At 71.9% G+C, this 16956-nt stretch carries 18 protein-coding genes; 8 read left to right on the forward strand and 10 right to left on the reverse strand.

Annotation, left to right across the window (positions count from 1 at the left end):
• Window positions 1-46: 46 nt before the first annotated feature.
• Genes ACOJVX_RS17085 through ACOJVX_RS17095 form a run of 3 tightly spaced genes read right to left on the reverse strand, consistent with a single transcriptional unit; the run spans window position 47 to window position 3245 of the window.
• Window positions 47-964, reverse strand: coding sequence for a carbohydrate ABC transporter permease (locus ACOJVX_RS17085; protein ID WP_418155074.1), 918 nt, complete (start codon window positions 962-964; stop codon window positions 47-49).
• Complete coding sequence (locus ACOJVX_RS17090; protein ID WP_026420122.1) at window positions 961-1899, reverse strand: carbohydrate ABC transporter permease; 939 nt, start codon at window positions 1897-1899, stop codon at window positions 961-963. The genes ACOJVX_RS17085 and ACOJVX_RS17090 overlap by 4 nt, the downstream gene beginning before the upstream one ends.
• 14 nt (window positions 1900-1913) lie before the next feature.
• Window positions 1914-3245 carry an extracellular solute-binding protein gene (locus tag ACOJVX_RS17095; protein ID WP_030105963.1) on the reverse strand — a complete coding sequence of 444 codons (1332 nt, stop codon included), beginning with the start codon at window positions 3243-3245 and terminating at the stop codon, window positions 1914-1916.
• A gap of 564 nt (window positions 3246-3809) precedes the next feature.
• Between ACOJVX_RS17095 and ACOJVX_RS17100 the strand changes: the two genes are divergently transcribed.
• Together ACOJVX_RS17100 and ACOJVX_RS17105 are read left to right on the forward strand one after the other, a co-directional pair.
• Window positions 3810-6383 (forward strand): M14 family zinc carboxypeptidase, encoded by a 2574-nt coding sequence (locus ACOJVX_RS17100; RefSeq protein WP_030105961.1) that lies wholly within the window; start codon window positions 3810-3812, stop codon window positions 6381-6383.
• Window positions 6384-7371: 988 nt separating this feature from the next.
• Complete coding sequence (locus tag ACOJVX_RS17105) at window positions 7372-8652, forward strand: ABC transporter substrate-binding protein (protein ID WP_162147329.1); 1281 nt, start codon at window positions 7372-7374, stop codon at window positions 8650-8652.
• Window positions 8653-8724: 72 nt separating this feature from the next.
• Here ACOJVX_RS17105 and ACOJVX_RS17110 read toward each other — a convergent pair whose 3' ends face one another.
• The 3 genes from ACOJVX_RS17110 to ACOJVX_RS17120 form a co-directional block, all read right to left on the reverse strand.
• A complete protein-coding gene (locus tag ACOJVX_RS17110) occupies window positions 8725-9189 on the reverse strand; it encodes a PPOX class F420-dependent oxidoreductase (protein WP_026420119.1) in 465 nt (154 codons plus the stop codon).
• A 9-nt stretch (window positions 9190-9198) separates the two neighbouring features.
• Window positions 9199-10728, reverse strand: coding sequence for an SDR family oxidoreductase (locus ACOJVX_RS17115; protein WP_422646924.1), 1530 nt, complete (start codon window positions 10726-10728; stop codon window positions 9199-9201).
• Between the two features lie 80 nt (window positions 10729-10808).
• The gene (locus ACOJVX_RS17120) at window positions 10809-11015 is read right to left on the reverse strand and encodes a heavy-metal-associated domain-containing protein (protein WP_026420118.1); all 207 of its coding nucleotides are present in this window, start codon (window positions 11013-11015) and stop codon (window positions 10809-10811) included.
• 472 nt (window positions 11016-11487) lie between these two features.
• Here ACOJVX_RS17120 and ACOJVX_RS17125 point away from each other — a divergent pair, with 472 nt between their 5' ends.
• On the forward strand, window positions 11488-12153 hold the full coding sequence (locus ACOJVX_RS17125; protein WP_051314240.1) for a MerR family transcriptional regulator: 666 nt from the start codon (window positions 11488-11490) through the stop codon (window positions 12151-12153).
• A 76-nt stretch (window positions 12154-12229) separates the two neighbouring features.
• Here ACOJVX_RS17125 and ACOJVX_RS17130 read toward each other — a convergent pair whose 3' ends face one another.
• A complete protein-coding gene (locus ACOJVX_RS17130) occupies window positions 12230-12952 on the reverse strand; it encodes a DedA family protein (protein WP_051314239.1) in 723 nt (240 codons plus the stop codon).
• 377 nt (window positions 12953-13329) lie between these two features.
• On the opposite strand from ACOJVX_RS17130, the gene ACOJVX_RS17135 reads away from it, so the two are divergent.
• Window positions 13330-13626 (forward strand): hypothetical protein, encoded by a 297-nt coding sequence (locus ACOJVX_RS17135; RefSeq protein ID WP_026420117.1) that lies wholly within the window; start codon window positions 13330-13332, stop codon window positions 13624-13626.
• Window positions 13627-13717: 91 nt separating this feature from the next.
• On the opposite strand, the gene rpmF is transcribed toward ACOJVX_RS17135, so the two are convergent.
• From rpmF to mrf, 3 genes are read right to left on the reverse strand one after another with little or no spacing between them, the layout of a single operon-like run.
• On the reverse strand, window positions 13718-13873 hold the full coding sequence (gene rpmF / locus ACOJVX_RS17140) for a 50S ribosomal protein L32 (RefSeq protein WP_026420116.1): 156 nt from the start codon (window positions 13871-13873) through the stop codon (window positions 13718-13720).
• Window positions 13873-14154, reverse strand: a complete 282-nt coding sequence (locus ACOJVX_RS17145) for a type B 50S ribosomal protein L31 (protein WP_026420115.1) — start codon at window positions 14152-14154, stop codon at window positions 13873-13875. The genes rpmF and ACOJVX_RS17145 overlap by 1 nt, the downstream gene beginning before the upstream one ends.
• Window positions 14151-15389, reverse strand: a complete 1239-nt coding sequence (gene mrf / locus ACOJVX_RS17150; RefSeq protein WP_030225543.1) for a ribosome hibernation factor-recruiting GTPase MRF — start codon at window positions 15387-15389, stop codon at window positions 14151-14153. Before mrf ends, ACOJVX_RS17145 begins: the two co-directional genes overlap by 4 nt.
• Before the next feature lie 188 nt (window positions 15390-15577).
• On the opposite strand from mrf, the gene rpmB reads away from it, so the two are divergent.
• From rpmB to rpsR, 4 genes are read left to right on the forward strand one after another with little or no spacing between them, the layout of a single operon-like run.
• Complete coding sequence (gene rpmB / locus ACOJVX_RS17155; protein WP_026420113.1) at window positions 15578-15814, forward strand: 50S ribosomal protein L28; 237 nt, start codon at window positions 15578-15580, stop codon at window positions 15812-15814.
• Complete coding sequence (gene rpmG / locus ACOJVX_RS17160; RefSeq protein ID WP_026420112.1) at window positions 15814-15978, forward strand: 50S ribosomal protein L33; 165 nt, start codon at window positions 15814-15816, stop codon at window positions 15976-15978. The genes rpmB and rpmG overlap by 1 nt, the downstream gene beginning before the upstream one ends.
• Window positions 15978-16283, forward strand: a complete 306-nt coding sequence (rpsN, locus tag ACOJVX_RS17165; protein ID WP_026420111.1) for a 30S ribosomal protein S14 — start codon at window positions 15978-15980, stop codon at window positions 16281-16283. The genes rpmG and rpsN overlap by 1 nt, the downstream gene beginning before the upstream one ends.
• A gap of 39 nt (window positions 16284-16322) precedes the next feature.
• The gene (gene rpsR / locus ACOJVX_RS17170; protein ID WP_026420110.1) at window positions 16323-16535 is read left to right on the forward strand and encodes a 30S ribosomal protein S18; all 213 of its coding nucleotides are present in this window, start codon (window positions 16323-16325) and stop codon (window positions 16533-16535) included.
• Window positions 16536-16956 lie beyond the last annotated feature (421 nt).

Consider the following 16956-nt stretch of genomic DNA (forward strand, 5'->3'; position numbering starts at 1 on the left):
CGTGCTCCTTGTCACTGGAGGGGGTCGGGACACGGGTGGTGCTCGGTCACTGACCGGAGAGCCCGGTGTGGGCGACGCCCCGGACCACCTGGCGCTGGAAGAGGACGAAGAGGACCAGCAGTGGCAGTCCGGCGAGGACGGCGGAGGCCATGACCCTGGCGAACCGCAGGCCGTAGCCGTTCTCGATGGCCGCGAGTCCCACGGGCAGGGTCATGAACTGGGGGTCGGTGCTGACGATGAAGGGCCAGAGGAAGTTGTTCCAGGTGGTGATGAACGTGAAGATCGCGACCGCCGCGATCACCGGGCGGGAGAGGGGCAGGATGATCTGCCAGTAGATCCGCCAGCGGCGGGCTCCGTCCATCAACGCGGCCTCCTCCAGTTCCCGGGGGATGGCGTCGAAGAACTTCTTGAGGATGAAGACCATCGCGGGTGTGACGATCTGCGGGAGGATGATGCCCCAGTAGGTGTCGACCATGTTGAGCAGCACCATCTGGTCGAACAGCGGGACGATCAGCACCTGCGGGGGCACCATGATGCCGACCAGGGTGATCGCGAACAACGCCCGTTTCCCGGGGAAGTCGGTCCTGGAGAACCCGTAGGCGGCCATCGTGCAGAGGATCACCACGAGGACCGTCACGACGGTGGCGGTGAACAGGCTGTTGAACAGCCACAGCCAGAAGTGCCCGCCGTCGAGGACGGCGCGGTAGGCGTCCAGGGTGAACTCGGTCGGGAACCAGCGCAACGGGATGCCGGTCGTCTCCGCCTCCGGTTTCACCGAGGTCAGGACCGCCCAGGCGAGCGGCAGCAGCCAGAGCGCCGCCAGCAACGCGGTGATCACCAGCAGCAGCAGCGCGCCGGGGCGGAACCGTCGGCGGCGGCGGGGCGGCGCCGGGGGCGGGACGTCGTCGCTCCGGCCGACGGAGGAGTGGGAGTCGGCCCTCCGGTCCGTCTCGGGCACGGTCACGATGCCTCCTCGCGCGGTCGGAAGAGCCGGATCTGGGCGACGGCGACGACCAGGATCAGGGCGAACAGGATGTAGGAGATGGCGGAGGCGTAGCCGATGCGGAAGTTGGTGAACCCGGTCTGGTACATGTACTGGATCACCGGTCGGGTGGTGTGCTCCGGTCCGCCACCAGTCATCAGGTAGAACTGGTCGAAGATCTTCAGCGAGGCCAGCAGCTGGAGCACCACGACCAGTCCGGTCGTGCGACGCAGCATCGGCAGCGTGATCCGCCAGAGCTTGTCCCACCAGGTGGCCCCGTCCAGCTCGGCCGCCTCGTACAGGTGGTGGGGGATCGCCTGGAGCCCGGCCAGGTACAACAGGAAGTTGAACCCGACCGTCCACCACACGGTGGTCAGGACCACCGACATCATCGCGGTGTTCGGCTCGGTCAGCCACCCGATGTCGGCGTCGATCCCCAGGCTCGCCAGCAGGCCGTCTGCCAGTCCGAAGTCCGGCTGGAAGATCCAGACGAAAATCATCGTGACGACGGTGGACGGCAGGACGTACGGGGCGAAGAAGGCGAGGCGCCACAGCCAGCGCCCGGGGCTGAGGTGGTTGGTGAGCAGGGCCATCACCAGTCCGACGGCCACCAGCAGCGGGGTGCTGAGCAGGGTGAACTTGACGGTGACCCACAGTGCCTGCCAGACGGCGGGGTCGCCTACCGCCTCCGCGTAGTTGTCGAGGCCGACGAACCGGGCCTCGTCGCTGGCGAGGCTGGCATCGGTGAGACTGCTGATCAGACCGCCCACCAGGGGCCAGCCGAGGAACAGCGCGTAGGCCAGCAGGAAGGGGAGCACGAACAGCAGCCCGGTCAGGTTGCGGCGCCGTCGTCGGGGTGGACTCGCGGTGGCGGGCGCGCGCCGGGTCGTGCCGGTGGGTCCCGTGTCGACGGTCATGGCGGCCCCTCCCCTCAGTCGATCGGATTCGGACGGTCGAGCAGGTCCTCCATCACCCGGCGGATGCCGAGGACGCCCTGCTCCGGACTGGTGCGGCCGGAGAAGACCGCCGAGATCACCGCGCCCAGTTCGAGCCACATCACCGACGCGGACCCCGCGAACCACACCTCCGGGTCCAGCTGGGCGTCGTCGGCGACGGACCGGTAGTTGGACTGCGGCCGGAGGTCGAGGTACTCCGGGTCCTCCTGGACCGGTCGGTACACGGGGACGTGTCCGCCCCGCGCCCAGGTGATGCTCTGGCGCAGGAGGAAGGCCACGAACTCGTAGATCCGGCGGTGGTCCTCGTCAGTGCGGTCGGACCGGTGGGGCAGCACGAAGACGTGCGCGTCGGCCTGGGCGTTGGCGTTGTCGAAGACCTGGGGTATGCGGGTCATGGAGAACGGCGTCCCGGTCTCGAGGAAGGTGCTGACCTCCCAGTCGCCGAAGATGAAGAAGCCGGCGTGCCCGCTGGCGAACAGCGACACCGCACCGTTGACGTCGACCTCCCTCGGGGCGAGGCCGTCGTCGGTCAGCCCTCGCATGTACTCGAGGACCCGCAGCACCTTGTCGTCGTCGACGGCGAGGCCGGTGCCCTCCGGGGTGAGGAGGTGCCCGTCCAGCTGGCGGTAGAGGGTCCAGAAGACCCGCCAGGGACCGACGGTGTCGCTGCCGACCGTCTCGGTGACCAGTCCGTGGTGCCCGGTGACCTCCTTGGCCGCGGCGAAGGCGGCCCGGAGCTCGTCCTGCCCGGTGATCGGGGCCAGTGAGCCGTCCGGAGCGAGGAGGCCGGCCCGCTCGCAGACGTCCACGTTGTAGTACAGGACGTAGGGGTGCACGTCCAACGGCACGGCGAAGAGCCGTCCGTCGTGGTGCGAGCGCCGCCACAGTTCCGGGGGGAAGTCCTCCTCCCGGATCCCCGCCTCGGCGAGCAGGTCCGGCCGCAACGGGTCGATGAGCCCGCTCGGCGCGTAGCCGGGCAGCCGCGCCAGGTGGAGCGCGCTGACGTCGGGGGCCCGCCCGCCGGCCCCGGACATCGAGAGCTTGGTGTAGTACCGCTCGCCCCAGGCCAGCGTCACCGCCTCCAGGTCCACCTCGGGGTGGGCGGCGCGGTAGGCGTCCAGCATCTGGTTCATGTTGATGCCGTCGCCGCCGGCGAAGAGGTGCCAGAAGCGGAGTGGTGTCCCGTCGGAGAAGCGCGGCGGCGCGCAGGCGCCCAGAGCTCCGAGCGCGCCGAGCGAACCCAGTCCGAGTGCGCCCCCCAGCACCGCGCGGCGGCTGAGGCGACGGGAGCGATCGCGTGGTGTCACGGCAGCACCCTGTCCCGTATATCGACATTGATCCGGTTCCTCGAACGCAAGCTATGACGCGGATTACAGCGGAGTCAACGGAACAAGAGCGAGACGTGACCGCTTTCGGACGAGAACCTCTGGTGAATCTGGGGCCGACTCGGGACGTTCCCTCAATTTCGTGCCCACACAACGACCAGGAAATGTACGAAATATCGAACCAAAGCCGTCGGGTCGGATGGTCACGAGCTCACGCCCCACGAATCGGTAGTGATCCACATCACCAGTGCGGGCCGGTGGTGGGATCAGGTGTTCGCCGCCTGGACCTCCGACGGCGCCCGAGCGCCCCACCCACGCCCCCGCCGACCGGACCAGCGGGGAGCCACCCGGGCGGGGCACCCCACGACCGGACGGGGGACGAGCGGACCGCGCCGCCCCCTCGTCCGCTCGACGCACCGACGGTCCACACTGGACTGACGCTCCCCGGCGCGACACCAACCCCCGTGGCATGACCACGCTTCACCGCGACTTGACGCGGTAGTGAGCGTGGCTAAGGATCACGAGAACCACGTCCGAGGAGGTCGCTTGTCGTTGCCGCGTCGTCTCACCTCTGTCCTGCTCAGCGCGGCCCTCGCCGTCGGCGCCGCGCTCGGGCCCGGCACGGCGCAGGCCGCGCCCGCCACCCACCGCGACCCCGGGAACGGCCCCGACCGGCACGAGGTCGCCGCGCCCGGGCCCACCAGCCGCACGGTCCCGGTCGCCGGGGAGAACCAGCCCGGGACACCGGGCGGCCGATCGTTGTCGGGACCCGCCCCCACCCTGGGCGACCCCGGTGTCCAGCAGGGGTACCCGCGCCAGACACGCCTTCGCGAGTACCCCGAGGACCCCGGGGACCGCGCCGTCAAACTGGGCCTGCTGCCCTACCACGAGATCGCCCCGCGCCTGAACGACCTCCAGCGGGAGAGCGACCGGGTCTCGGTCGAGGTCGTCGGCGAGTCCACCCAGGGCCGCGACCTCTACCTCGTCACGGTGACCGCCCCCGAACGCCCGGCCGAGACCCGCCGGCAGGACGCCTGGCGGGACCTCATCCAGGACAACCCGGACCTGGCCGCCCGGCGCGGCGCGCTGCGGGCCCAGTACAAGGCGCCGGTGTGGATCAACGCCAACATCCACGGTGACGAGTGGGAGGGCACCGACGGGGCCATGCGGGTCATCGAGCGGCTCGCGACCTCGAACGACGAGGACGTCCGCACCCTGCTCGAGGAGACGCGGGTCCACGTCACGATCAGCAACAACCCCGACGGCCGGGTGGCCGGCACCCGGTCCAACGCGGCCGGCTTCGACGTCAACCGGGACCACATCACCTCGTCGCAGCCGGAGTCCCGAGCGGCCCGCGACGTGCTCATCGCGACCCAACCGGTGCTGATGCTCGACCAGCACGGGTACACCGGCGACACCCTGATCGAACCCGGGACGCCACCGCACGGGCAGAACTACGAGTTCGACCTGTACATCAGGCACGCCTACGCCAACGCGCTCGGCATGGAGCGGGCGGTCCAGGACCTGGGGCACCCGGAGACCCGCCAGGTGGACATCCCCTTCCGCGACTACCAGCCGGGGGCGTGGGACGCCTGGCCACCGATCTTCACGCCGATGTACGCGATCTACCACGGAGCGGTCGGTCACACCGTCGAGGTGCCGATGCGCGTCAACCGCACCCAGTACGACACGCTGCCGGTGGAGGAACTGCGGCGCCGGGCCGGGATCAACACCGACGTCGCCGAGGCCACGATCGACGCCGCGCTCGACTACGTGGTGGAGCACCGCGAGTCGCTGGTGGCCGACCAGATCGAACTGTTCCGGCGGGGCTGGGCCGGTGAGGCTCAGCGGGACGTGGAGGACGACTACGTCCCGGGGTTCGGTGACGAGGACCGCTACCACACCACCTTCCCCCGCGCCTACGTGATCCCCGCCGGCCCGGGACAACGCTCCGAGGCCGCCGCGGCCCGCCTGGTGGACCACCTGGTGGCCCACGACGTGCGGGTGGAACGCGCGGAGGCCGGTTTCCGGCTCGGCGGTGCGTCCTACCCCGCCGGTTCGTACCTGGTGGACATGCACCAGCCGAAACGGGGACTGGCGAACGTGATGTTGGAGGCGGGGCGGGACATCTCGACCGACGTTCCCACGATGTACGACATCTCGGGGTGGAGCCACGGCCTGCTGTGGGGCGCGTCCGTGGACGTGGTGCCCGACGAGGCACCCGCCGTGGCGACCAGCCCGGTGGCGGCCGCTGGGCCGACGGGTGCGGTGGACGCCCCGCCAGGATCCGACCTGGCCCTCGACGTGGTGGACGGCGGGGACGTGCGGGCGGTGAACGCCCTGCTGGCCGGCGGTCAGGCGGTCCACCGGCTGGACGACGGTTCCGTGGTGCTGCCCGCGTCGGCCAGGTCGGAGGCGCGGACCGTGGCCGACCGGTACGGGGTCCGTTTCACCGCTTCGGCGCACGGGGAGCGGGGCGTCCCCCTGCACCGGCCGGTGGTCGCGGCGGCGGCGTCCGCCGACGAGTCGTTGGTGCTGCGGGACCTGGGCTTCGAGGTCCGGTCCGTGTCGACGGCCGTGCTCGACGACGGGTTCGACTGGTCGGACGTCGATGTCCTCTACGTCTCCTCCGGACTGCGCTACTCCGCCCTGTCCGTGGCGGCGCGCTCGGCGCTGGACGACTTCCTCGAGGTCGGCGGCGTCGTGACCCGGGGCGGCACCGGTGCGACGTTCAACGCCGAGGCGGACCTGCTCACGGTCTCCGCCGTCGCCGGGCCGTCGAACGCCAACGGCGTCGTCGCCGTCTCCGGCGGTTCGGGTCCCGTCGGGACCCACGCCCCCGACCACTCCTTCGTGTACTCGCCGTTGTGGTTCACGGAGCTGGGCCCGGAGGTGCGGGTCGAACAGCGCTACGAGGAGGACGGCCCCCTCGTCGCCGGCCACTGGAGCGCGGGGGACCGGGGCCCGGGAGCGGCCGCCGGCGCCGCCTCCGTGGTGAGCGGTGTCGCTGAGCGCGGCGCGCGGACCGTGCTCTTCGGCACGGAGCCGCTGTTCCGGGCGCATCCCAAGGGGCTCCACGCCCAGGTGGGCAACGCGGTGTTCTGGGCCGTCTCGGCCTGACCGAACATGCCGGTCCGCCCGCCCCGCCGCCCACCGGGTGGCGGGGCGGAGTGCCATCGGGGCTCCCCCGCCGGGCGACGACGGGGCCTCGAACGCGGGAACGCGATGTCCCGCGCGGGCGACCACGCCCCGCCTCAGGCAGCGCCCGCGACACCCCGGCCGCGACCTCCCGGGCCGTCAGCCCGCGAGCACGTCGCTCCCCTCGACCCGGCGTGCGCCGCCACCGGACGAGCCAGGGGCCACGGGCGCGGGATCCCTCCCGGGTTCGGCGGCCGACGTCCCGCCGGCCCAGCCGTCCCGGTGCGCGCCCGGCCCGGCGGGGCCGAGGGGACGGGACCCCGGCCGCACGTCCGTTTCATCCGATTCCGTGATCGTTGCGTGGTCCCGGCCTCACCCGAGGTGACAGCCCGCTGACCTGCGTCATCGCCGTGTCGCGGCCGGTGACGGCCCCCGAGGGCGGCTGGCAGGCCGATATTGGCCAGCGACTTTGAGAATGTCCGGTTCCCGGCCTACGGTGACGCCACCCACCGCCCCCGGGGCCTGTCCGGCCCCCACCGGTGAGCGCGACCGCGAGTGGAGTCGCGGGGCGGGTCAGGTCCAGGCCGCCGCGCGACGTGTCGCGGCACCGCAACGTCGAAGGAGACGCCGATGCGGGCATCCTCTCGGCCTCGCCACGCGACGCCAGGCACGCCCACCGCTGACCTCCGGGTGCCGGTTTGGGCCGGACCGCCGTCGTGGTCGTACCACCGCCAGCGATCCCGGCCAGCGGGTGACGGGGGCGGGACACCGGGCGACCCGCCCCACCGCCACCGGCTCGCCGGCGCCTCCGGGCGGGGTGGGGCCCACGCCCACCAGCACATCGCCGGAGCGAGGTGACCCTTCACCGCGTTCCGCCGCAGACTGCCGTTCCGACGTCGCGCCCCGCGCCCGTCGGAACGTGCTGACCCCGCCTCCAGGGCGGGGGGCAATCCGGGAGAGGAAGACAACAGTGTCGTTGAGAACCAGGCGGTCCTGGCGGACCAGGGTGGCGGCCACGTCGGCCGCGTTCGCGGTGACAGCATTAGTGGCTGGGTGCGGAGCGGACAGCGGTGACGGGACCATCGAGCTGCGCTACACGTTCTGGGGCAACCCGGATCGCGGCGAACGGACCGACGAGGCGGTGGCGCTGTTCGAGGAGCGCAACCCCGGCGTGAAGATCACCACGACGTACTCCGAGTTCGGCGGGTACTGGCAGAAGCTCGCCACCGAGGCCGCGGGCGGCAACGCTCCCGACATCATCCAGATGGACTACACCTACCTGCGGGAGTACAGCGAGCGGGGCCAGTTGCTGGACCTGACCCCGCACATCGGCGAGGAGCTCAACGTCGACGACCTGCTGCCCGGCCTCGACGAGGCCGGCATGATCGGCGACGAGTACTTCGCGGTGCCGGTGGGCCGGAACATGATGGCCTTCCAGTACGACGCGGCGGTGTGGGAGGAGTCCGGGGCCCAGCTGCCCGAGGCGGGCTGGACCTGGGAGGAGTTCCACGAGGCGATCGCGGTGGTCCGGGATCACCTGCCCGAGCGGCAGTGGGCCACGGGCGCGCTGGGTGAGCACCTGCACATGCTCGACGTGCTGCTGCGCCAGGAGGGCAAGACGATCTTCACCGACGAGGGCGAGCTGGGCTTCGACGAGGCCGACCTCACCGAGTTCTGGGAGATCAGCGAGCGCATGCGGGAGGACGGGACGACGATCCCGCCGGAAGTCCTCGTGAAGGGCGACACCGCGACCGCGCTGGGCAAGGGCCAGGTCATCGCCGAGTTCGGCTGGGACAACTTCATGGCGAGCGCCCAGAACACCTACGGCAGTGAGCTCTCGTTGGCGCCCTACCCCTCGGACACCGACGAGCTCGGGCTGTACTTCAAGCCGTCGATGCTGATGAGCGTCTCGGCCCGGTCGGAGCACCCCGAGGTGGCGGCCGAGTTCATCGACTTCATGATCAACGACCCGGAGGTCGGTTCGATCTTCGGCGCCAACCGGGGTCTGCCGGCGACCAACACCCAGCGGGAGCAGGCCGAGCTGGAGGGCGTCGACGTGGTGATCGACGAGTACGAGGCCAGCGTGGAGGACATGCTCGGTGAGCCGGGAATCGCGCCCCCGCCGGGTGGCGCGGGCGTCGAACGGCTGATGTCGCGGATCGATGAGGAGATCAGCCACGGAAGGATCTCCATCGAGGAGGGCGTGGAGCGCTTCTTCCGCGAGGCGGAGCAGACGCTGTCCAACCCCTGACCCCCGTGACCGTCGGGGTCCGGCCACCGCGTCCGGGCCCCGACGTCCACGCCCCGGCGTGGTCGACCTCCGTCAGTCGGCCAGCCGGGCGGGGAAGCCACCGGTGGCCACCGGTCCCCAGCGGGTCGGGGTGATCCTGACCAACGACTTGCCCTGTCGGCGCATCGCCTCCCGGTACTCGTCCCAGTCGGGGTGTTCGCCGGCGATGGCGCGGTAGTAGTCGACGAGCGGTTCGACCGAGTCTGGCAGGTCCACCACCTCGGCGGTGCCGTCCACCTGGACCCAGGGCCCGTCGAAGTCCTCGGAGAGGAACAGCACGCTGACCTCCGGCGCGCGGCGTGCGTTGCGCGCCTTGGCCCGCTCCGGGTAGGTGGACACCACGATCCGGCCCTCCTGGTCGACACCCGCGGTGACCGGCGAGGCCTGGGGACCGCCGTCGGAGCGCCGGGTGATGAGCACGGCGCGGTGGCGGTCGCGGAGGAAGTCCAGCAGGCCGACGCGGTCGACGGTCTGGTTGGTCGCGATCTTGGGAGCCATCCGTCCAGGCTAGTCGGTGGGGTGCGTCGAGCTGGCCGGCCACGAGGTCGACGCCGGCGGCTCGTGCCCGGCTCCCACCCGCGCCCTGGCGTCACGTTCGGCCGCGCGGGCGATGTTGCGCGCCATGCCCCCGAAGACGAGGTCGTGGAAGGGCCAGACCGCCCACCAGTAGAGCTGGCCGGCGAGCCCCCGGGGGAGGAACACGGCGCGCTGCCGGTAGACGCTCCCCCCGTCCTCCGGCCGTACCGCCATCTCCAGCCAGGCCCTCCCCGGCATCTTCATCTCGGCGCGCAACCGCAGCAGCGCCCCCAGCTCGACCTCCTCCACCCGCCACCAGTCCAGGGCGTCCCCGACGTGGAGGCGGCGCGGGTCCCGGCGGCCACGGCGCAGTCCGACGCCGCCCAGCAGGCGGTCGAGCCAGCCGCGCACCGACCAGGCGAGGGGGAACGAGTACCAGCCGTTCTCGCCGCCGATGCTCTCGACGACCCGCCAGACCTCGGCGGGGGGTACGGGCACCCGTCGTTCCCGCACGTCCTGGTACCGCGAGCCGCCCGACCAGCTGGGGTCGGTGGGCAAGGGCTCCGACGGGGCACCGGGTACCGAGGCGTTCGCCCACCGCGTCTCCACCTCGGCGTCCCTGATCCTGGCCATCGCGAGCCGGATGGCCTGTTCGTAGTCCTGGAGGCCGCCCGGCGGGTCCGGGACGTACTGGCTGATGTCGTCCTCGGTGCGCACGACCTCGTAGGCGAGGGAGTCGATGAGTGGCCCGGCGATGCGCCTGGGAACCGGCGTCACGAGGTTGATCCAGTAGGAGGACAACCTGGGGGTGAGGACGGGAACGGGGATGACGTGCCGGGCCGGGAGTCCCGCGACCTCCGCGTAGCGGATCATCATCCGCTGGTAGGTCAGGACGTCCGGTCCCCCGAGGTCGAAGGTGCGGTTGACCTCCGCTGGCAGGTCGGCGGCGCCGACCAGGTAGTGCAGGACGTCGCGGATGGCGATGGGTTGGATGCGGTTGCGGACCCACCTGGGGGCGACCATCACCGGTAGGCGTTCGGTGAGGTAGCGGAGCATCTCGAAGCTGACCGAGCCGGACCCGAGGATGACGGCGGCCTGGAGCACCGCCGTGGGCACCCCGGAGTGCAGGAAGATCTCCCCGACCTCGGTCCGCGACGCCAGGTGCTCGGAGGTGCGCGCGTCGGGAGGGCGGAGCCCTCCCAGGTAGACGACCCGCCGCACCCCGGCCGCGCGGGCCGCCTCGGCGGTGAGCAGCGCTGCCCGCCGGTCCGTGGTGGCGAACTCCGGGCCGCTCAGGGAGTGGACGAGGTAGTAGAGCAGGTCGCGCCCGTCCATCGCCGACCGGAGGCTCTCCTGGTCGAGCACGTCCCCCCTGGCGATCTCCACCCGGTGGGCCCACGGGACGTCCCGCAACTTCCTCGGGTCCCGGGCCAGGCAGCGGACCTGGTGGCCCCGCTCGAGCAGCAAGGGGACCAGCCGACCTCCGATGTACCCGGTTGCTCCGGTGACCAGGATGCGCACCGGTCGATGGTCCTGCCGGGCCGGCGGAACCGCACCTCGGAGGCGGCGCGTCCCCGCGAAGCCGTCCCGTGGGACGTGGGTCAGTTCGCGAGCGTGTAGCCGGCCTCGGCCACCGCCGCTCGGACGAGGTCCGGCGCGATCTCCGCGCTGCTGTCGACCACCAACCGGCCGGTGGCGAGGTCGACGGTCACCCCGGTCACCGCCTCGATCTCCCCCACCTCCTCCTCGACGGACCGCACGCAGTGCTGGCAGGTCATGCCTTCCACGGTGTAGGTCGTACTCGCCATCGTCACCCTCCCACGCGGTTGTCCCCTCCCCCGACCGCCCGCTCGGCGACCGGGGAACGCGACCAAGGATACCCCCCACGGGTATGCCCCACGAACAGGTGAGCCCCGGGTGTCCCGTCCGGTTCCGGACAACGACGCGCCGCTCGACCGACCGGGGGCCTCCCGAGCACCCCGGGGCGCCGGATCCCGGGGCCCGGCCGAGGGGAGGGCCTGCCGCACCCGCCGTGGTCATGGACGAAGCGGAGGTCGAGACGGGATGACTCGACGCCCGAGCCCGGCTGGTCCGCTTCGCACTACTCGCGACCGGGCGGCACCCGTTCGGGCGGCATGAGTCGGACACTCACCACGTTTTGGCAGAAACGGGACGAAGCATACTTCGGATGGATGGCGTAAGCCGACACGTTCTGCGCCTAAACTGTCACTCCGGGTTAATCCGGCGGCAGCACTCGCCGTGTCGACCTCAGGAGGAACAGTGCGGATCGCGGAACTCAGCCGCCGCACCGGTGTACCGGTGCCCACGATCAAGTACTACCTGCGTGAACGCATACTCCCACCGGGAAGGGAGGCCACCGGGGTCGCGCCCCGGTACGGCCCGGCGCACGTCCGGCGCCTCAACCTGGTCCGGGCACTGGTGGACGTCGGGGGTCTCCCGATGGCCACCGTGCGCGACCTGGTCGCCGACCTCGACTCCAGGCGGTCCACCCCGCCCCGGGACGTGACCGGGAGGGCCACCGCTCGCGATCACCGGGACCACCGGGAGACCGGGCTGTGGCGGGAGGCCAGCGCCGAGGCCGACGCCCTGTTCCACCGCCGGGGGTGGCGGATCAGGGAGAACCACCCGGCCCGGCAACAACTCGTCGGACTGGTCGTCCAGCTCCGGCAGCTGGGCCAGGCGAACCTCCTGGGACTGCTCGACGAGTACGCGGCGGCCGCCGAGCACCTCGCCGCGGCGGAGATGCGCACGGTGCCGGCCGAAAGCGACGCCAGCAGCGTCCTGGAGGAGGCGGTGCTGAACATGGTGCTGGGGGACGTCATCAGCTCGACCCTGCGCCGGCTGGCGCAGGAACACGTCTCGGTCGGACGCTTCGGCGCCGAGAGCGCCCGCGCTGCTCGGGAGCCCGCCTCGGAGACGGGCTGACGGCGAACCGGCGCCCGCCGCCACGACGGACGGAACGCCCCGTGCCCACGCGGACCGCTTCCGCCTCCGCTCGCCGTCAGTCGGGCCCCGACAACGGCGACGGGCCCGGGGCGCCGCTCCGAGGAGCCGGCGCGCCCGGTCCCTCGACGAGCTCCACCCACTCGCCCGCTCCTCCGGCTCCGCCCATCCGGCGCGCCCGCCGCCGCAGCAGGAGGACCACGGCGACGACCAGCGCGCCCACCACCAGCAGGGGGGCTCCCAGCAGACCGACGGCGGCGCGCACCTGGTCGAACGCCGCACCCGCGGAGTGCCCGACCAGCACGAGAGTCCAGGACCAGAGCGCGCAGCCGACGAGGTTCGCACCCGAGAACCGCCGCCACGCCACTCCCGAGGTCCCGGCCAGGCGCGGCGCGAGCGTGCGCGCCAGCGCCACGCAGTGCGCGCCGATGATCGTGGGGGCACCGCCCCGGTCGAGGAGCCGCGTCAGGCGCTCCCGCGCCCCGCCCACGCCCGCGCGGGCCAACCCGCGACGCGCCACGCCACCCGCGACGCCGAGCCCTCGACGGCGGCCCAGCTGGTACCCCAACTGGGCGCCCAGCGCGGTCGCGGCGAACGCGAGCGCCAGGGCGGCGGGCAGGGGGATGACCCCGAGGTCGGCGACAAGACCGAGGACCAGCACCGTGGACGCGCCGGGCAGGAACAGCCCGATCAGGACGCCGGACTCCAACACGAGCACGGCACCCGCGAGGAGCAGCACGAAGGGGGCCCGCAGGTCGAGCAGCAGGTCGGCCGGATTCATCCCGACCGCCCGCCCGGCCGGGGAGCGGACCGGGCCACGAACCGCCGCGGGTACCGCATGTGTCGTCCTCCTCGGGTCCTCCGGTCGGGCCGGCCCCAGGAGGCGGTCGCGATGGGTGTCCGATCCGGACCGCCATCCTGCACCGCCGCGCCCCGCTCGGGCGACGCGGGGTGGGGTGGACAACGCCCGACGACGGGTGCGGGTTCACCCGGTCCAGGCACGCACCGGCTCCAGCACGACCCCGAGGACGCCGAGGGCTCCACGGGAGGTCCACTCCACGGGGCGGCTCCCCACCCGGCGCGCCCTTCTCCCCCTGCGGGCGGGACCTGGGCTGCCTAGCCTCGTCACGACGGCGAAAGGTGTCAGGAGGAGTCGGAATGACCACCGCGCACAGCGAGCACACCCAACACCCGCACCGGCACGGTGAGGGCTGCGGGCACGTGGCGTTGCCACACCAGGACCACGTCGACTACGTCCACGACGGCCACCTCCACCGGCCCCACGAGGACCACTACGACGAGTGCGAGCCGACGTCCCACCAAGCGCACGAGGGTCACCCGCACCGGCACGGGGTGGACTGCGGCCACGTCGCCGTGCCCCACGGCGACCACGTGGACTACGTCCACGACGGCCACCGGCACGCCGAACACGGCGACCACTACGACGACCACTGACGGCGCGCGGCCCACGACCAGACCCGCGCGTGCGCCGGGTCTGGTCGCCCGTCCGCCCCGACCGGTCAGGCGGGCCGGTCCACGGCCAGCGTCAGACCTCGCGGTGCACGTGGCGCAGGAGGTTCCTGGGCACGAGCCGGCGCTCGCCCCGGATCACCACCGGCACCAGATCCGGCGCCGTGGCCTTCCACCGCGCACGCCTGGTGCGGGTGTTGCTGCGGGACATCCTGCGTTTGGGTACTGCCATCAACGGCCTCCTTCGTTCCCGCGCCGGCCTCCCGGCGCCCGTTCTCCGTACCGGCGGCGGAACTTCTCCACCCGGCCCGCCGTGTCGACCAACCGCTGCGTCCCGGTCCAGAACGGGTGCGAGGACGAGCTGACGTCCACCACCACCAGCGGATAGGTGTTGCCGTCACTCCACTCGACGCGTCGTTCCGAGGTGATGGTGGACCTGGTCAGGAACGACTCCCCCGTCGAGGAATCCTGGAACACGACCGGGTGGTAGTCGGGATGGATGTCCTTCTTCACTGTTCGTCCAGTCCTTTCGTCGTCTCGACGCCGGCGTCCCGCTCCGGGGCGCCGTCCTCGCAGGGCTCGGTGTGCCAGCTGCCGAAGGGGTCGTCGAACCGCCGCCAGCCGGCCGGGCCCAGGGCGAGTTCGTCCTCGGTGAGCAGCGCCTCCCGCAACGCGGTGGTGATCTCGCCCGCGGAGGCGCGGTGGGTGAGCACGACCAGTTCCTGGTGGCGGTCGCCGTAGCGGTGGTGCCACCGGGCCGCGGCGATGGCGGCTCGTTCCGCGTCCACGGACCCCCAGACCTCCCCGTCGGCCGAGGCCAGCCAGGGCCCGGCGTGCCCCACCCGGAGCCCGCCCCCGGCGGACTCCAGCCACAGGGCCACGTCGGGTTGGGTGGCGACCCAGACACGTCCACGTGAGCGGACTACCCCGTCCAGCAGCACGTCCAACGCGTCGTGCAGCCGTTCGGGGTGGAAGGGGCGCCGCGCGGAGAAGAGCACCAGTTCGACGCCCGCGTCGGGCTCCACGGGGGGTTCACCCCGGAGCAGCGGGGCGTGCGCGTCGTCCACCTCACCTCGTCGGGCCGTCGGTGGCAGCTCGGCCAGTTCGGCCCAGAGGTCGGCCCGGTGGGAGGTCCGCCGGGCTCGTGGTGCCAGGCGGTCGAGCACGGCCCCGGTCCGGTAAGCGGTCCAGGCATCGGTGGCCTGCCCGGTGAGCAGCACGAGGTCCGCGAACTCGACCTGCGCGGTGACGACCTGGGCGACGGTGCGTTCGTCGTCGGCGCTGCCGGCCCTGCCGTCCTCGACCAGCTCGCGGTCGCCGGTGGCGTCGGAGAGCCAGCTGCCCTCGTCGACGACGGTGACGACCCCGAGCAGGTCGACGAGGTCGAGGACGGGGCCGTCCTCGACGACGACGTGGCGCAGGGCCCAGCACACCGCCTCGGGTTCCAGGGTCGGGTCGAGGTGCAGCACGACCCGGGTGACGGTGTCGTCGAGCGCGAGCCGCCGGACGAGGGGGAGCAGGTCCTCGCGCAGGGTGCAGGAGACACAGCCGTGGGCGAGCTCCAGCACGCGGGTCTCGTCGTCGGCTCCCACCCGGAGGCGCCGTCGCACCACTCCCTCCGTGATGAGGGCGAGGTCGTGGTGGACCACGGCGGTGGTCCCGTCGACGAGTTCGGCGGCCTGCCGCTCCACCTCCTCGGCGGCGTAGCCAGCCAGGACAAGCAGGGTCGGACGGGGGGCGCCGGGCACGTCAACTCCTCCTCACGACAGCACGGGCCGGGTACCTCCCGGCCTCGGCGCGAGGCTAGTTGAAAATGGTGTTCAACACCAATAAGAGGTTGCGCATACCCCGGGCCGCGCCCCCACCCCGACCCACGGCGCCGACTGCCGCCTAGAATAAGAAACGATTGTCATTTTCACTAGTGGGGAGGTGTCGAATGTCAGCCGTCTGCCAGGTGACCGGGCGTCGCCCGGGCTTCGGCAAGCAGGTGTCGCACTCGCACCGGCGCACCAGCCGGCGATGGAACCCGAATCTCCAGGACAGGAGGTTCTGGCTGCCGAGCGAGCGACGGTGGGTCCGTTTGCGGGTATCCACCAAGGGTCTGCGGACCATCGACCGGCGAGGCATCGAGGCGGTGGTCGCCGAACTGCGAGCACAGGGGGTGAAGATCTGATGGCCAGGTCCGAACTGCGTCCGATCATCAAGCTCCGGTCCACCGCTGGCACGGGCTACACCTACGTGACCAGGAAGAGCCGGCGCAACGATCCCGACCGGATGCGCATCAGGAAGTACGACCCGGTGGCGCGTCGCCACGTGGAGTTCCGGGAGGAACGCTGATGGCCAAGAAGTCCAAGATCGCGCGCAACGAGCGGCGTCGGGTACTCGTCGCCCGGCACCGGGAGCGGCGGGCGGAGCTGAAGGAGACCATCCGGTCTCCCCACTCCACCGACCAGGAGAGGGAGACCGCCCAACTCGCCCTCCAGCGGCTGCCTCGCGACTCCAGCGCCACCAGGCTGCGCAACCGGGACAGCGTGGACGGGCGGCCCCGCGGCTTCCACCGGGCCTTCGGCCTGTCCCGGCTGAGGCTGCGCGAGATGGCCCACCGCGGTGAACTGCCCGGCGTGCGCAAGTCGAGCTGGTGAGCCGTGGCGACCCGAGGTAACAAAGGACGGCACCGCCCGGTGGGCCGACGCAGCAACCTGCTGATGGCCGCCGGGGTCACGCGGGTGGACTGGAAGGACGTCGCCCTGCTCCGCAGGTTCCTGTCGGATCGGGGCAAGATCCGCTCCCGCCGGGTGACCGGCCTGACCGCACCGCAACAGCGCCAGGTCGCCGCCGCGATCAAGAACGCCAGGGAGATGGCGATGCTCCCCTACCCCTCATCACACCGCTGAGCACCGACGCCGGGCCGGTGCCGCACCGGCCCGGCACCGGGCCACGGCCCTCCGGACCACCCGGGCCGCGGTCGCCCACCGGCGCGGCTCTCCGACCTCGTCTCGCTCCACTCCAATGGCGGTGGAGCACGGCCGACGGTGGACGGGGAATACCGATCCCATCAATCACCGACGGTGAGCACTGCCACTCGAATGCGGGATTGTTCTCCCCGTTCACACTAAATTCCTGTTCAGAGCGTGACACCCTTACCCGAGCTACTCGATCGTGTTAGGCTGCGCCGGCCCAGGGTACTCGTCACGCGTTTGGGGAGATGGTCGAGTCGTTCCCGCACACTCGCCCGGACCACCGAACCCGGCCGACCCCCCTCCTTCCGAGGGCATCCCATTCCGGCCGACGGACCGGCCCCACCTCGACACCCCG

Origin of the sequence: Actinoalloteichus caeruleus, assembly GCF_049311605.1 — a bacterium.
In the GTDB taxonomy this organism is placed as follows: Bacteria; Actinomycetota; Actinomycetes; order Mycobacteriales; family Pseudonocardiaceae; genus Actinoalloteichus_B; species Actinoalloteichus_B caeruleus.

Excerpts from the sequence above, each read along its gene's own strand:
- rpsN (WP_026420111.1), top strand. The coding sequence starts at position 15,978 with ATGGCCAAGAAGTCCAAGATCGCGCGCAACGAGCGGCGTCGGGTACTC.
- rpmF (WP_026420116.1), bottom strand. The coding sequence starts at position 13,873 with ATGGCAGTACCCAAACGCAGGATGTCCCGCAGCAACACCCGCACCAGG.
- ACOJVX_RS17110 (WP_026420119.1), bottom strand. The coding sequence starts at position 9,189 with ATGGCTCCCAAGATCGCGACCAACCAGACCGTCGACCGCGTCGGCCTG.
- ACOJVX_RS17090 (WP_026420122.1), bottom strand. The coding sequence starts at position 1,899 with ATGACCGTCGACACGGGACCCACCGGCACGACCCGGCGCGCGCCCGCC.
- rpmG (WP_026420112.1), top strand. The coding sequence starts at position 15,814 with ATGGCCAGGTCCGAACTGCGTCCGATCATCAAGCTCCGGTCCACCGCT.
- rpmB (WP_026420113.1), top strand. The coding sequence starts at position 15,578 with ATGTCAGCCGTCTGCCAGGTGACCGGGCGTCGCCCGGGCTTCGGCAAG.
- ACOJVX_RS17120 (WP_026420118.1), bottom strand. The coding sequence starts at position 11,015 with ATGGCGAGTACGACCTACACCGTGGAAGGCATGACCTGCCAGCACTGC.
- ACOJVX_RS17135 (WP_026420117.1), top strand. The coding sequence starts at position 13,330 with ATGACCACCGCGCACAGCGAGCACACCCAACACCCGCACCGGCACGGT.
- ACOJVX_RS17130 (WP_051314239.1), bottom strand. The coding sequence starts at position 12,952 with ATGAATCCGGCCGACCTGCTGCTCGACCTGCGGGCCCCCTTCGTGCTG.